The 13,383-nt window shown below is 62.1% G+C and carries 13 protein-coding genes; 5 read left to right on the top strand and 8 right to left on the bottom strand.

The window, feature by feature from the left end; translation table 11 throughout:
* Position 1: 1 nt before the first annotated feature.
* Positions 2–1,513 (bottom strand): glutamate synthase-related protein, encoded by a 1,512-nt coding sequence (locus FGU65_RS07235; protein ID WP_301663771.1) that lies wholly within the window; start codon positions 1,511–1,513, stop codon positions 2–4.
* Positions 1,510–2,562: a class II glutamine amidotransferase gene (locus FGU65_RS07230; protein ID WP_301663770.1), complete on the bottom strand. Its 1,053-nt coding sequence runs from the start codon at positions 2,560–2,562 to the stop codon at positions 1,510–1,512. Before FGU65_RS07230 ends, FGU65_RS07235 begins: the two co-directional genes overlap by 4 nt.
* A 120-nt stretch (positions 2,563–2,682) precedes the next feature.
* Between FGU65_RS07230 and glnA the strand changes: the two genes are divergently transcribed.
* The 3 genes from glnA to FGU65_RS07215 all read left to right on the top strand — a co-directional run bounded on the left by glnA (position 2,683) and on the right by FGU65_RS07215 (position 6,192).
* Positions 2,683–4,011: a type I glutamate--ammonia ligase gene (gene glnA / locus FGU65_RS07225; RefSeq protein ID WP_301663769.1), complete on the top strand. Its 1,329-nt coding sequence runs from the start codon at positions 2,683–2,685 to the stop codon at positions 4,009–4,011.
* Between the two features lie 250 nt (positions 4,012–4,261).
* Positions 4,262–5,851 (top strand): FMN-binding glutamate synthase family protein, encoded by a 1,590-nt coding sequence (locus FGU65_RS07220; protein WP_301663768.1) that lies wholly within the window; start codon positions 4,262–4,264, stop codon positions 5,849–5,851.
* 149 nt (positions 5,852–6,000) lie between these two features.
* Entirely contained in the window at positions 6,001–6,192 is a 192-nt protein-coding gene (locus FGU65_RS07215; RefSeq protein ID WP_301663767.1) for a hypothetical protein, read from the top strand.
* Positions 6,193–6,234: 42 nt separating this feature from the next.
* Here the strand turns inward: FGU65_RS07215 and FGU65_RS07210 are convergent, their stop codons facing one another.
* From FGU65_RS07210 to FGU65_RS07185, 6 genes are all read right to left on the bottom strand, one after another.
* A complete protein-coding gene (locus tag FGU65_RS07210) occupies positions 6,235–7,449 on the bottom strand; it encodes a hypothetical protein (RefSeq protein WP_301663766.1) in 1,215 nt (404 codons plus the stop codon).
* 127 nt (positions 7,450–7,576) lie between these two features.
* Positions 7,577–8,956: an alpha/beta hydrolase family protein gene (locus FGU65_RS07205; RefSeq protein WP_301663765.1), complete on the bottom strand. Its 1,380-nt coding sequence runs from the start codon at positions 8,954–8,956 to the stop codon at positions 7,577–7,579.
* 85 nt (positions 8,957–9,041) lie between these two features.
* On the bottom strand, positions 9,042–9,515 hold the full coding sequence (locus FGU65_RS07200) for a hypothetical protein (RefSeq protein WP_301663764.1): 474 nt from the start codon (positions 9,513–9,515) through the stop codon (positions 9,042–9,044).
* A 762-nt stretch (positions 9,516–10,277) separates the two neighbouring features.
* Complete coding sequence (locus tag FGU65_RS07195) at positions 10,278–10,943, bottom strand: hypothetical protein (RefSeq protein ID WP_301663763.1); 666 nt, start codon at positions 10,941–10,943, stop codon at positions 10,278–10,280.
* A 58-nt stretch (positions 10,944–11,001) separates the two neighbouring features.
* On the bottom strand, positions 11,002–11,322 hold the full coding sequence (locus tag FGU65_RS07190; RefSeq protein ID WP_301663762.1) for a hypothetical protein: 321 nt from the start codon (positions 11,320–11,322) through the stop codon (positions 11,002–11,004).
* A 3-nt stretch (positions 11,323–11,325) separates the two neighbouring features.
* Positions 11,326–12,219 (bottom strand): Mrp/NBP35 family ATP-binding protein, encoded by an 894-nt coding sequence (locus FGU65_RS07185; RefSeq protein WP_301663761.1) that lies wholly within the window; start codon positions 12,217–12,219, stop codon positions 11,326–11,328.
* 256 nt (positions 12,220–12,475) lie between these two features.
* On the opposite strand from FGU65_RS07185, the gene FGU65_RS07180 reads away from it, so the two are divergent.
* Both FGU65_RS07180 and tsaA read left to right on the top strand, forming a co-directional pair.
* Positions 12,476–12,910 carry a ribonuclease HI family protein gene (locus FGU65_RS07180; protein ID WP_301663760.1) on the top strand — a complete coding sequence of 145 codons (435 nt, stop codon included), beginning with the start codon at positions 12,476–12,478 and terminating at the stop codon, positions 12,908–12,910.
* Between the two features lies 1 nt (position 12,911).
* Positions 12,912–13,367, top strand: coding sequence for a tRNA (N6-threonylcarbamoyladenosine(37)-N6)-methyltransferase TrmO (gene tsaA, locus FGU65_RS07175; protein ID WP_301663759.1), 456 nt, complete (start codon positions 12,912–12,914; stop codon positions 13,365–13,367).
* Positions 13,368–13,383 lie beyond the last annotated feature (16 nt).

Genomic DNA, 13,383 nt, shown 5'->3' with positions numbered 1-13,383 from the left:
CTCACGCCCCCACCTGTTTGACGTCGAGCACGCTCATCAGGCTCTCGTCGAGCATGTAGCCGCGGAGACGGTCGCGGTTGCCCCGGAGGCTCTCGATGCTGTTGATACCCGCCGCTCCCATCAGCTCGGCGAGTTCGAGCGTCCATGCCTTGATGAGGTTCGCCACCTGGTGCGACGCGACCTCCGGGTCGAGTCTCTGGACGAGCCTTTCTTCCTGGGTTGCGATGCCCCAGGGGCAGAGGTTGCGGTAGCAACTGCCGCAGACCCGGCACCCCATCGCCACCAGCGCGGCGGTGCCGATGTAGACGGCGTCGGCGCCGAGCGCGATCGCCTTCGCCACATCCGCGCTCTCCCGGATACCGCCGCTGGCGATGAGGGAGACTTCGTTTCTGATTCCCTGGCTCCGCAGTTTTGCGTCCACGCTCGCGACGGCCGCCTCGATGGGGATGCCGACGTGGTCGCGGAAGACCCGCGGCGCCGCCCCGGTCCCTCCCCGGAACCCGTCGATGACGATGGCATCGGCGCTCGACCGGGCGATACCCGCAGCGATCGCGGCCGCGTTGTGGACGGCTGCGATCTTGACGAAGACCGGTTTCTTCCACTCGGTCGCCTCTTTCAGGCTCCGGACGAGCTGGGCGAGGTCTTCGATGCTGTAGATGTCGTGGTGGGGGGCGGGGCTGATGGCGTCGCTCCCGAGGGGGATCATCCGGGTGCAGGAGACGTCCATGCAGACCTTCTCCCCCGGCAGGTGGCCGCCGATCCCGGGCTTGGCACCCTGTCCGATCTTTATCTCGATGGCCGACCCGCGTTCGAGGTAGTCGATGTCGACGCCGAACCTGCCGGACGCGACCTGGACGATCATGTGCTCCTGGTAGGGGTAGAGTCTGCTGTGCAGCCCGCCTTCCCCCGTGCCCATGAAGGTGCCGGTCTCGGCGACCGCCCGCGCCATGGAGAGCTGGGCGTTGAGGCTGATCGCGCCGTAGCTCATGTGGCCGATCATGATCGGGGTCTCCGCCTGGAGGTTCGGGGCTACGGTCGTAGCGAGTTCGACGTCGCCGTTCTCCTTCCGCATAACCTCGATGCGGGACGGCTTTTTGCCGATGTAGGTCCGCACCTCCATCGGTTCGCGGAGCGGGTCGATGCTCGGGTTCGTCACCTGGCAGGCGTCCAGCACCAGGCGGTCGAAGATGACCGGGTAGTCCTGTGCGTTGCCCATCCCGGAGAGGATGATCTTGCCCGAATTCGCCTGGTTGTAGATCGCTTCCCGGGCCTGGCGCGTCCAGAGCGGGTGGCTGCGGTAGTCGCAGGGACACTCCTCCAGCGTGATCGCGTCGCGGGGGCACATGGCGATACACCGGTGGCACGCGGTGCACTTCCGCGAGTCGACCAGGATCCGATCTCCTTCCCGTCGGAAGACACCGTACGAACAGTTGTCGATGCAGCGCTCGCACTCCATGCAGCGCTCGCGATCGATGCTGATCTTATACCGGAGAGGGAGGCTTCCGATGGTCATCGGGCGACCCTCCCGATGATCGGCTTGCCCGCCGGAGGCATGCTGATCCGCTCGACGTTCGGGTCCATGGCGCGGATGGCCGCTTCTTCGCTGGAGATGTAGAGGCGGTCGCCATGCTCCCCGACGACCAGGGGGCGCAGCTTGATGCGGTCGGTGAACCCGACCATCATCTCGTGGTTGGCGACGACGATCGCAAAGGGGCCGTTCATCATCGCCGGGCCGTACGCGAGTCTGAGAGCGCGGTTCAGGTCCTGCTCTTTTTCGGGCATCCGGTCGATGTCGTCCCAGAAGGGGGGTGCGAGGGCACGGACGGCGAGATCGGCGTCCAGGTTCTGTTTGCGCACCAGGTGGTCCATGAGGTAGGCGACCACCTCGGTGTCGGTGAACATCGTGCAGATATATCCGTAACTCTCGATGTACCGCCGGTTCGTCCCGTACGAGGTGATCTCACCGTTGTGCACGACGCTCCAGTCGAGCAGGTTGAACGGGTGCGCTCCTCCCCACCACCCGGGGGTGTTGGTCGGATACCGGTTGTGCGCCAGCCAGATGTAGCCCTCGTAGTCCTCGATCCGGTAGAAGTCGGCCACCTCTTCCGGCCAGCCCGCCGCCTTGAAGACGCCGACGTTCTTGCCCGACGAGTAGATGAGGGCGCCGGTGTGAGCGGTGTTGATCTTCATCACAATCTGCGAGACGATGTCGTCTTCGGGTGAGGTGCTGTGAGCCATCAGCCCGGCGTAGGGCTTGAAGAAGTACCGCCAGGGGATGTGGACCGTCCGCAGGTTCGGCTGATCGTAGGTGCGGATCCGCTCGTCGTGCACGATATGACCCCACTGCTCGAGCATCGCTTCGAGTGTGCGCTTTGTCTCGTGAATATTGTCAAAGAACACGTGTAACGCGTAGCAGTCTTCGTACTCGGGGTAGGCTCCGTAGGCGACGTAGCCAGCCCCCTCCCCGCTGCCACGCTCGTTCATCATGGAAAGAGCACGTTTGATGGCTGAACCGTCCATTTTCCGGCGCTGCCTGTCGATAACTCCAATTATGCCACACATTACAATCACTAGTGATAAAGCTCGGTATGGTTTCCAGTACGCTGCTGGCTACAGAACTTCTGTACCTTTGGTATTTGTATCAATAGGTATTTATGTGATTGGATAGAAGTTTTCTTCCATATGGCCAAAGATGCGACAGCGGAAATGCTCGCAAGAATCGAGCAAGACAACGTTAAATTCCTGCGACTGCAGTTTTCCGACATTTTCGGGATGCCCAAGAACGTGGCCATCCCGGTGAGCCAGGCGGAGAAGGCGCTGACCGACGGCATCGGATTTGACGGATCATCCATCGAGGGTTTTGTGCGCATCGAGGAGTCCGATATGCTGCTCAAGCCGGACTTCGACACCTACACGCTTCTCCCCTGGAGATCGCACGAGACCGCCGTCGCCCGGTTCATCTGCGACGTACACAAGGCAAACACCCAGCCTTTCGAGGGCGACCCGCGCTACGTGCTGCGGCGGGCGCTGGATGACGCGGCAAAGGACGGTTTCGTCTTCAATACCGGGCCGGAGCTTGAGTTTTTCCTCTTCAAGATGGTGGACGGCAAGCCGACAACGCTCTTCCAGGACGTCGGCGGATACTTCGACCTCGCACCCTCCGACCTCGCCGAGAACGTCCGCAGGGACATCATCCTCGCGCTCGAAGCGATGGACTTTGAGATCGAAGCTTCTCACCATGAGGTTGCCGAGAGCCAGCACGAGATCGACTTCAAGTACAGCGACGCGCTCAAGACAGCCGACAACGTCATCACCTTTAAGTTCGCCGTCAAGAGCCTGGCGCTGATGGCGGGCCTGCACGCAACCTTCATGCCCAAGCCCATCTACGGTATCAACGGAAGCGGTATGCACGTGAACTGTTCGCTCTCCAAAGACGGGAAGAACGCCTTCTTCGACCCGAACGGCAAACTGCAGCTCTCCGAGACCGCATACTACTTCATCGGCGGTCTCGTGAAGCACGCCCGGGCTATCACCCGTGTTGCGAACCCGACGATCAACTCCTACAAACGGCTCGTCCCCGGTTATGAGGCGCCCTGCTACATCAGCTGGAGCGCGAGCAACCGCTCTGCGCAGATCCGCGTCCCGGCCCCGCGTGGCAACAGCACCCGTGTCGAGTTCCGGAGCCCCGACCCGAGCTGCAACCCCTACCTTGCATTCGCAGCAATGCTCGCCGCCGGTATGGACGGGGTGCGCAACAAGATCGAGCCCCCGGCGAGCACGGACAAGAATATCTTCCACATGACCGCCGCCGAGCGGCAGGAAGCGGGCATCGAGACGCTGCCGGGGAACCTCTACGAGGCAAACGAGGCCATGCTCGCGGACGATGTCGTCTGCAACGCGCTCGGCAAGCACGTCGTGGATGCGCTCACCTGCAGTGCTGAGATCGAGTGGGACTCCTTCCGGACGGCAGTCCACCCATGGGAACTCGAGCGCTACCTCGCGACGTACTGATCCCCGCCACTCCCTTCCCTCGCTTCTTTTTCCCGGATCTAAAATGCCCCTCTTTTGAAGAGAAACCGGATAGCAGCTGCTCTCCCGTCTGCCCCGCAGGCATTCGATCATTATTTTGCAGAATTCTCGCCAAAATCGCTGGGAAAACAAGAATATCGATACTTTTTTGGTTTTCGCTCCGGTGCGGAAAACAAACATATAACTACCTGTGGATGGAACTTTCTTGTTACCGCTATCGTGAGGTATAGCGATGAATCTTAGACAACCGAATGCTAACGAAGCTATTGGAACCACCAACCGGTCGCGGAACGTCGTTCCGATGTCCGGTCTGTGCACCCGTTGTGTCGACGGATGCAAGGGGAGCTGCGAAGTCTGGCTCTCCTCGTTCCGGGGCAGGGAAGTCCTCTACCCGGGGCCGTTTGGTGAAATGACTGCAGGCGCAGACAAAGACTATCCTATTGACTTTTCCCACCTGAATATCCAGGGCTATGCCGTGGGCGCCAAGGGTCTCCCCGAGGGCGTCGAGGCAAACTCCGACAGTGCCGTCTTCTCGGCCGTTGACACGGAGACCGAGTACGGCTGGGATATCAAGGTCCCGATGCGTGTCCCGATCTTCACCGGTGCACTCGGCTCGACCGAGATCGCCCGTGCGAACTGGGAGCACTTTGCCATCGGTGCAGCAATCGCCGGTATTACACTGGTCTGCGGTGAGAACGTCTGTGGCGTTGACCCCGAACTTGTATTGGACAACAAGGGTAAGGTCAAGGAATCGCCCGAGATGGACCGCCGTATCAACACCTACAAGAAGTTCCACGACGGCTATGGTGAGATCCTGGTGCAGCTGAATGTGGAGGACACGCGGCTTGGAACCGCGGAGTATGTCTCCTCGAAGCACAACCTGGAGACGATCGAGCTCAAGTGGGGCCAGGGTGCCAAGTGCATCGGCGGCGAGATCAAGGTCAAGACCCTCTCCCGTGCAACCGAACTGAAGAACCGCGGCTACGTCGTTCTCCCCGACCCGACTCTCCCCGAGGTTCAGAAGGCCTTTGAGGACGGTGCACTCAAGGAGTTCGAGCGCCACTCGCGTCTCGGCTTCGTGACCCGGGAAGGCTTCCTCGAAGAGGTCGACCGGCTCCGCGACATCGGTTTCAAGCGGATCACCCTCAAGACCGGCGCCTACTCGGCGGTCGAGCTTGCAATGGCGCTCCGCTACAGTGCCGAAGCGAAGATCGACCTGCTCACCATCGACGGTGCGCCGGGTGGCACGGGCATGAGCCCCTGGCCGATGATGAACGAGTGGGGTATCCCGACCTTCTACATCGAGGCGCTCACCTACCAGTTCGCAGAGAGGCTCCGCGAGCGCGGTATCCGTGTCCCCGACCTCGCCATCGCAGGTGGATTCGCCGACGAGGCAAACGCCTTCAAGGCGCTCGCCATGGGCAGCCCCTACGTCAAGGCGATCTGCATGGGCCGTGCCCTCATGATCCCGGGCATGACCGGCAAGAATATCGCCAAGTGGCTTGAGAGCGGCGACATCCCGAAGACCGTCGCCAAGTACGGCAGTTCGGTCCCCGAGATCTTCGTCTACTACGAGGACCTCAAGGAGAAGTACCACGACCGGATCGACGAGATCCCGCTCGGCGCCATTGGTATCTACTCGTATGCCCAGAAGTTCAGAACCGGGATGCAGCAGATCATGGCCGGCAGCCGGAACTTCAACTTAAAGACCGTCTCCCGGAGCGACCTGATGGCGCTGACGGAAGAGGCCGAGAAGGTCTCCGGTATCCCGTACGTCATGGAAGCATACCGGGACGCTGCGGAAGCGATCCTGGACTCCTGATAGGATATCCAGGGTTTTCTGCGTTCTTTGGCCCGGGTTTTCCACGCGAAAACCCTTCTTTTTTTGATCGGTGGAAATTTTCGCACCCACGTATCCTGCCTGATTCGCGCAGTCAGCAGTTCGTTGTCCGGCAAGAGCGGGTGGCGGCGGTGGTCGCGGGCAGATACGGCTGCGACTGCCGGCTTGCCGCAGCCATCGTGATTGCGACCTATCTGATCAGCCTCCTGACCTTCCCGCCGGTTGTCTACTTTGTCCTGTGGAAAGGGAGCGCCGGGATGAATAACGAGAGTCCCCTAACCTGGATGTTCGACAGGATACGTACCGGTCACCCTCTGCAGTAAATCCCTGCTGATTGCCGGCGCGGTAAAAAAAAGGGTATAGTTTCATCGTCTCCGTCCCGCAAGCAGCACCAGCGCTACCATGAGGGCAACGATACCGATGCCTGCGGTGAACCCGGGCGCGGACGCAGGCGCCGTCTCCGCGGTGCCGGCATGCTCCTCGGCATAGATGAGCTCTCCGTGGAACGACGGGAAGTGCGTTTCGACCCAGACCATCCGGTTACCATCCAGGGCTATGCGGTCAGCCAGGCCGTCCAACGGAATCGTTTCAACCGTTCTGGTCTGCGGGTCGCAGAGAACGATCGTCGACCCCGGTGAATTCTCGGAATACACCCATCCGATCCGTTCTCCGTCGGTGAACGGTGAAGAGATCTGGAGGTTCTTCTCCTCTGCGCTCGAGATGTTCGAAGACTCTGCAAAATCCCCCGTTCTCGGGTCGAGGCGTTTCGCCTCTCCCGTCGAGATGCGATAGAGATACGGTTCGTCGGAGATGCCTTTTTCGGGACCTGCATAGTTGACGCTATGCCTGAGGTAGATCAGGTAATCGCCGCCCATCGCATAGTCTCCGACGTCGGCGCCGGATTCGTTCCCGAAGACATTGCGAAATACCGTCGTGTTCGCTCCGGTGTCGAGAGAATACAGGTACAGGCCGTCGTACCTCAGGTATGCGATCCGGCCGCCGGCGAAGCAGACGCCCGCGGGATCGATGATCGGCAGCTCGCAGACCGCTTCGCTCGTCCCGGTGGCGATGTCGTGGAGGGAGACGGTGACGTTGCACGAGTCGCCGGAGTCATCCGTCAAGAGAATTCGGTCGCCGTCGATCTTCGGCCACTCCGCGGTGTCCGGCGTATCGAGGACGTTCGTCGAACCGCTCCGGAGCGAGTAGAGGCAAACCCGGTTCGGTGCAGCGCTGGTTTCGTTCAGCGTGAAGTCCACGACGGGGGTTTCGAACCATACTGCGTACTCGCCTGAAATATCCTCTCCCGTCACGGTCATATTCACGGACGGGCTGCCGATGATCTTTTGATCGCCGGTCAGGATGCTGTAGAGGTAGATCCTGTTCTGCGACTGGTCGATCCCTTCCGCCCCGCCGAGGTAGAGGATGGAATCTCCGGAGATCTTCCCGCCCAGTGCACTGGTTGTATTTTCGGATACTCCTTCTGTCACCCAGCCGGTCTCTGCCGCGGCGGGGGCCGCACAGAGGAACAGCGCGATGCATATCGCCGGGATGCAGACGGCCGTGAGGAATCTTTCACGCATGGTGGAGTGTACCATTTCGCTCGTATAAAACTCCCTTTATTTAGGAAATCTCGAATCCTGGTGGGAAAAGGGAATCCGGAAATTACCCGCAGATCTCTCGGGTGAGCGGCCTGCCGGCGTTCCGCCCCTATCCACGTATTCCCATCGTATCGTCGAGCCAGTCGAACTTGGCGGCAAACGACTGCGCGAACGCCCCGATCTGGCAGTGCGATCCGGCACCGTACTCGTCGGAGAAGACCATCAGTTCCCGCTCGCAGGTGAGGTGGGCGTAGAGTGCCTGTGCCTGAACCCAGTCCGGGTCGAAGTGATCGATCGCGCCGGCGCTGACCAGCGTGGGGCACCGTATCTCTTCGGCAATACCGGCCAGGGAAAAATCCATCCATTTCGCCCAGAACTGCGCCGGCGAGCCGGCATTGAAGACGAACATCCCGTTCTCGTTCAGCCAGCGGGTGCCGGTATCGTGCGCCATGGCCTCGCGGATGGCGTCGTTGAACTCAGCCGGATCGGTCTGCAGCCATTCCTGCAGGTCTTCCCTCGTCAGGTTCGCGGCCGCTCCCCCTTCTTTCTGCAGGTTCCGCAGGAGCGTCAGTCCGACGTCGTAGGTGCCTCCGTCCGCGACCAACGCCGCGATCCGGTGCTCGTATGCAGCACCGCGGGGGGCGAGATAACCGCCGAGTGAAATTCCCCAGAGTGCAATCCGGTCTTCGTCGACGTCGGGCCGGCTCACCGCATAGGCCACGACAGGGCCGATCACGTTCTCCCAGTCCGGGCGGAACGGGATATGCTGGATCCGTATCACTTCGCCCTGGCCCGGCCCCTCGAACGTCAGGACGTTATAGCCGCGTTTGATCCCTTCCATCGCATACGGGTGGAGTTCTTCCTGGCAGCCGTCAAAGCCGGTCTGGACGATGAGCAGCGGCCGGGGTGTGCCGGAGCCGTCGGCCGCATAGAAATACCCCGGCAGCGTCGTATGCTCGTACGGGATGGCGACGATCTCGCATGGGACGGCATCGAGCGCGAGTGCGTCGCGGAAGGAATCACGGCTCTTCCCCCACGTCTCCACGATGCGGGGATCGGCGGGATCGCCGTGCAGGAAGAACTCGGCTGTACGATAATAGGTTGCGGCCCGATAGTATGCTTCCCGTGCGCTGACCCTGTGTCCGGCCGCGAGGCTCTCGTCACCTGCTGTCCTGATGGCGTCCGCGGTCCTGTTCCACTCTCTGTACCAGCTCTCAACGTCTCCTTCCTCGATCCGGGACGCAGTGGCAAGGCACTCGCCGATATCGGCTTCTCCCGAATACGCGGCGCTGAGCGTCCGCCGGAGCTCGAAAGCAAACTCTTGATCCGTAAACACGAGCGGCGGGCAGTCAGCGGCAGGTGCGGCGACCGCAGTGACGACGGGTGATGCCGGCGGTTGCTGGCCGGTTCCAATGCAGCCTGCAGAAACGGCAAACAAAAGTGTAATGAGAAGCGTGATCGTGAGTGTTGCGGCTTTCCCGGGTTTCATGGCGGATCATGGAAAGATACCATACCGGGACGGATAACGGTTGCGAAAAATTCCGGAATATGCAAAAGGAATGCCTGTATCATGCTCAACCAGTCCTGATGCCCGGCAGCGGGAGCTGCTGCAGTCGGACGTGCGGCTCCTCCACGGCGAGCACCCGGTCGATCGCCAGTTTCCGGAGCATATCGTCCATGCCCGCGGCGAGGAGCAGCACCGCGGCATTGCCCCGGCACGCCCGGTCGCGGCAGGTGTCGGCGACGGTCCGCACCGCCCGGTCGTTCACGAGGTACCCGGGATCGCACTCGATGACGACGAGGCTCTGCCGCGACCGCCGGACGGTGTAGGCCAGCGCCCCGGCATCGCCCGCCCGCACTACCCGGACCCGCTCGCTCAGCTCCGGCTCACGCGCCGGCAGCAGGTGCGGGACACGCCGGCAGATATAGTGGATATCGCCGCTCTGCTCCCGCAGCGCTCCCGCGAGTGCTGCCTGCAGGGCATTCTCGGTGCCGACGAGGAGCGTGACGGTCTTTGGCCGGAGAAGGCGAGAGGGCAGAATGGGCATCACTGAGTATAGCGGCTTGCAGCGTATGAATGCTGCGGCATGTGCGGTGCGAAAGTAACCGGTCTGCGCACTTTGCTGGGAAAACAAGGCTTTTTGAAGTCTCTCAAAGAGATTTTCGCAGGCGTGCCGAATGGAAACGGCATCCGTGCGTATCGTCCCGGTGGGCGACGATCGGATGGTGCTGGCGAAAGACTGCCCGGGATGGGACCGGCCGCTCTTTCGCGACCCTGACATTTCCGAGATCGATTTCGTCCAGGACCAGCTCCACCGCGACCGGCAGCTACGAGAGTTCGCCTTCCATGTTCGCCCTGCTCGTCCTCGAGCCGGACCGCTGCCCCATCTGCCCAGGTTCTGTACCCCTTGGGGCCAACCCTTGAGGCCAACCATATGGTGGTGCTCCCGCCGCCGGGTGGTGCATCCACACCTGTCCTCGGTCACCGTCGTGTCGGCGCAGATGATCGCCAGGCACTCTTTGAGCAGCCCCGCATAGGCCCATGTCCCCTGCAGGTTCGTCCCGTTCCCGGGAAGGGGGATGAGGAGGGGTTCCTCCGTCCGCGCCGTCTTCGTGCACCGCTTGATTCCGCGTGGGAAATCCGGGTAAAAAAATTTGTTGACGGCGCCGGAAGGGAAAACGCCGTTCGTCGGGGAGTGATCCCGGGGCCATGCAGCTGCGGCGCCATCCCCGTCCACAAGCACGATCGTCCGGCGATCCCGGCGCACCTCGGAAATTTTCGGGTTCCGCAGAAAGAGTGGGTGTCTCCATCACCGGGCCGGACAGACCAGTTCGCAGATCCGGCAGTGGTCGGCCGGCGACGCCTGCCCGGCGGCTCTTGCTTTGTCCGCGTCCGTCCGGGCAAGGCACGCGGCCCGGTCATACCGCCCGTTTGGGAAGGCGTGCTGGGGGCATGACAACTGGCAGTAGCCCGGGCACCGGTTGCAGGGCGACTCCGGGTGCGGCAGGTCCTGCTCACCCGGTTCGAGATCGGTCCATACCGCCCGGAACCGGATCCGGGGGCCGTAGCCGGGGACGATGACGAGGTTGTTCCTCCCGATCGTCCCAAGATCGGCGAGCACCGCCGCGTCCTTCAGGTAGATCCCGCCGTCAGTGATCTGGTAGGGGACGGTCTCTGCCGCTCTCCCGTGCTCGTCTGCGAGCCAGCGGGAGAGGGCGCCGCCTATCCGGGCGAGCATCCGGTCGCCGGGCGTCCCCCGGTCTTTCTCCCAGAGATCTATCTCGGGCCGCTCCGGGTCGTGGTAGAGCCCGAGCACGATGAACGAGCCCCGGGCGGTGTGAAACCCCGCCCGTCCCTCCGCCACGGCAGACGGGCAGGCGACGAGCCGTGCGGCCGGGACGAATCCTGCCACGGTGGCGCCGAGGTCCCGGGCTTTCGCGAGGGCTGCGTCCATGATCTGCCGGTCGGTCGTCATCGCTCCTCCGGACGTAGCGTGGGGGTGGCAGCGTGAAAAATGTGCGGTGTGGGACGTATCATCCCATACGGCACGTATCGCCGGACTCCTTCCCTTCGAGGAGAAGCCCGCCGAAGAGCACCCGCTCGAGCACCTGTGCGACGTACTGCATCTTGTGGGTCTCTTCGGTATTCTCGTAGCGGTGGATGTCGGCGTAGACCTGGAGGCGGACGAGGGCGAAGCGGATGCGGTCGAGGTCTTCGTCCCCAAGCTCCATTGCCTCGCGGTAGATCGCTTCGATCAAAAAGGGGAACTCCTCCAGGTTCTCAAGCGCCCGGGCGATGGTGGCATATATGGCGAGTTCGTCCCCCTCGCCTCGGAGAACCTTCCGGTGATCCATGGATTAGCCCTCGATCTCGTTGATGAGGGCTTCCATAACGGTATTGATGCTCTTCCAGGTTGGGTTGTCTTCGGCGGTCCTGATGATGAAGGGACGCCCCTCATCGGCAGCTCTGCGCATCTCCGGATCGAGCGGGATCGCCCCAAGGAAGGGCACGTCGAGCTCTTTCGCCTCCTTCTCGCCGCCGCCTTTGCCGAAGACGTCGATCTCCTCCTTGCAGTGGGGGCAGACAAAACCGCTCATGTTCTCCACGACACCGAGCACCGGCAGTTCGAGTTTCTTAATGAATTCTACCGCCCTGCTCGAATCCATCACGGCGACCTCCTGCGGGGTGGTGACGATGACGGCGCCGGCGATGTTCGGGGCAAGCTGGGCGATGGAGAGGGCTTCGTCGCCGGTGCCCGGCGGCAGGTCGACGACCAGGTAGTCCAGGTCTCCCCAGTTGACGTCTTCGAGGAACTGCCGGATCACCGCCATCTTCATCGGGCCGCGCCAGATGACCGGGGTGCTCCGTGCGGGGAGCAGGAACGCCATGGAGACGACACCGAGGGTGCCGGTCACCCGGACGGGTTCGATGATCTTCCCGTCGTAGGACTGCAGTTTTGCTTCGTCGATGCCGAGCATCTTCGGGATATTCGGGCCGTGAATATCGAGGTCGATGAGACCGGTTTTGAGTCCGTGATTGGAGAGGGCGAATGCGAGGTTCGCCGCGACCGTACTCTTGCCGACGCCGCCTTTGCCGCTGAGCACGAGAACGACGTGCTTGACATTGACGTTTGCCTTCGGTGGAAGGCCAGCCTCAGGCGTATTGCGCGGGTCGTCGCACTTTGTTGCCGACGGGCAGCTGGCGCAGTTGCCGCTACACGTCTCGCTGGTGGGTTGATTCGTATCTGCCATAGTAATGTATCCTCCACGGGGGTGTTGGTACTATTAAAGTTACTATATATTAACTGTAATCGGCACAAAAACATATAGGTGAGGGCAAGCCGTCTGTTTTGTCAACGGCGTGCAATCCGCGCTGTTTAGCATCCTGCCGGAGGGCGGGGGAGTGGAGTGAAGTTGTTTACCCTCGCCGCGGAGCAGGGGCGATGCCGCGGGAGAACACCAGCATTCTAATACGTTGCACCCTCGAGTATATGGCGGGAATGTACCTATGACGACTGGAGCGTCTCTCTCTATCTACACCGACGGGGCTTCGCGGGGAAACCCCGGTGCCGCAGCATGGGCATTCGTCTTCGTGCGGGACGATACCGTCGTCCAGACGCGATCGGAATACCTCGGCATCGCCACGAACAACGTCGCCGAGTACCATGCGGTCATCAACGCCCTGGCCGAGGCACGGACGTATACCGGCGGAGCGGTCACGGTGTACTCGGACAGCGAACTCGTCGTCCGGCAGCTCACCGGTCGCTACCGCATCAGAAAGGAGCACCTTGCCGCCCTGCACCGGGAGGTGATACGGCACGCCGGAGCCTTTGCAGAGGTTTCCTTTATCAGCGTTCCGCGGGATCATCCTTACATCAGGGTCGCCGACAGGCTCTGCAACGAGACGCTCGATCGCTGCGCCGGAGGCAGCAGGAGGAGATAGCATGGAAGAATCAGACAGAATGGAATGCATTCCGATCGGCGTCGTCCGTTCGCCCTACCGGGTGCGGGGGGATGCTCCCCGCCAGGGCCGGCTTGCCGGGACGGAGGCCGAGATCCGGATCTTTGACGACTACGCACCCGGACTGCAGGACGTGGAGTATGCGTCGCACCTGATCGTCCTGTACTGGCTCGACCGCGCCGACCGGGGCCTGCTCTTTGCAACGCCGCCGGGAGAGACCCGGGAACGCGGCGTCTTCTCCACCCGTTCTCCGGCCAGGCCGAATCCGATCGGTTTCGGCGTCGTCGACCTCGTCCGCCGGGACGGAAATGTCCTGACGGTCAGGGGTCTTGACGCCCTGGACGGAACGCCGGTTCTGGATATCAAACCCTACTCGCCCGAGATCGACTCCATCCCCTCTGCGACGGGCGGGTGGCGGATCAAGCCGGAGAAGGGATGAGCGGCGCGGCGCTGGA

The organism is Methanoculleus frigidifontis, assembly GCF_030464345.1.
Lineage (GTDB): Archaea > Halobacteriota > Methanomicrobia > Methanomicrobiales > Methanoculleaceae > Methanoculleus_A > Methanoculleus_A frigidifontis.
The sequence above is the reverse complement of the archived record's forward strand: the minus strand, read 5'-3'. Positions and strand labels throughout refer to the sequence as shown.

What these genes read in the sequence shown, in the direction of transcription:
- FGU65_RS07195 (WP_301663763.1), bottom strand. Translation starts at nt 10,943, where the DNA reads ATGACGACCGACCGGCAGATCATGGACGCAGCCCTCGCGAAAGCCCGG.
- FGU65_RS07220 (WP_301663768.1), top strand. Translation starts at nt 4,262, where the DNA reads ATGAATCTTAGACAACCGAATGCTAACGAAGCTATTGGAACCACCAAC.
- FGU65_RS07190 (WP_301663762.1), bottom strand. Translation starts at nt 11,322, where the DNA reads ATGGATCACCGGAAGGTTCTCCGAGGCGAGGGGGACGAACTCGCCATA.
- FGU65_RS07185 (WP_301663761.1), bottom strand. Translation starts at nt 12,219, where the DNA reads ATGGCAGATACGAATCAACCCACCAGCGAGACGTGTAGCGGCAACTGC.
- tsaA (WP_301663759.1), top strand. Translation starts at nt 12,912, where the DNA reads ATGGAAGAATCAGACAGAATGGAATGCATTCCGATCGGCGTCGTCCGT.
- FGU65_RS07200 (WP_301663764.1), bottom strand. Translation starts at nt 9,515, where the DNA reads ATGCCCATTCTGCCCTCTCGCCTTCTCCGGCCAAAGACCGTCACGCTC.
- glnA (WP_301663769.1), top strand. Translation starts at nt 2,683, where the DNA reads ATGGCCAAAGATGCGACAGCGGAAATGCTCGCAAGAATCGAGCAAGAC.
- FGU65_RS07235 (WP_301663771.1), bottom strand. Translation starts at nt 1,513, where the DNA reads ATGACCATCGGAAGCCTCCCTCTCCGGTATAAGATCAGCATCGATCGC.
- FGU65_RS07205 (WP_301663765.1), bottom strand. Translation starts at nt 8,956, where the DNA reads ATGAAACCCGGGAAAGCCGCAACACTCACGATCACGCTTCTCATTACA.
- FGU65_RS07230 (WP_301663770.1), bottom strand. Translation starts at nt 2,562, where the DNA reads ATGTGTGGCATAATTGGAGTTATCGACAGGCAGCGCCGGAAAATGGAC.
- FGU65_RS07180 (WP_301663760.1), top strand. Translation starts at nt 12,476, where the DNA reads ATGACGACTGGAGCGTCTCTCTCTATCTACACCGACGGGGCTTCGCGG.
- FGU65_RS07210 (WP_301663766.1), bottom strand. Translation starts at nt 7,449, where the DNA reads ATGCGTGAAAGATTCCTCACGGCCGTCTGCATCCCGGCGATATGCATC.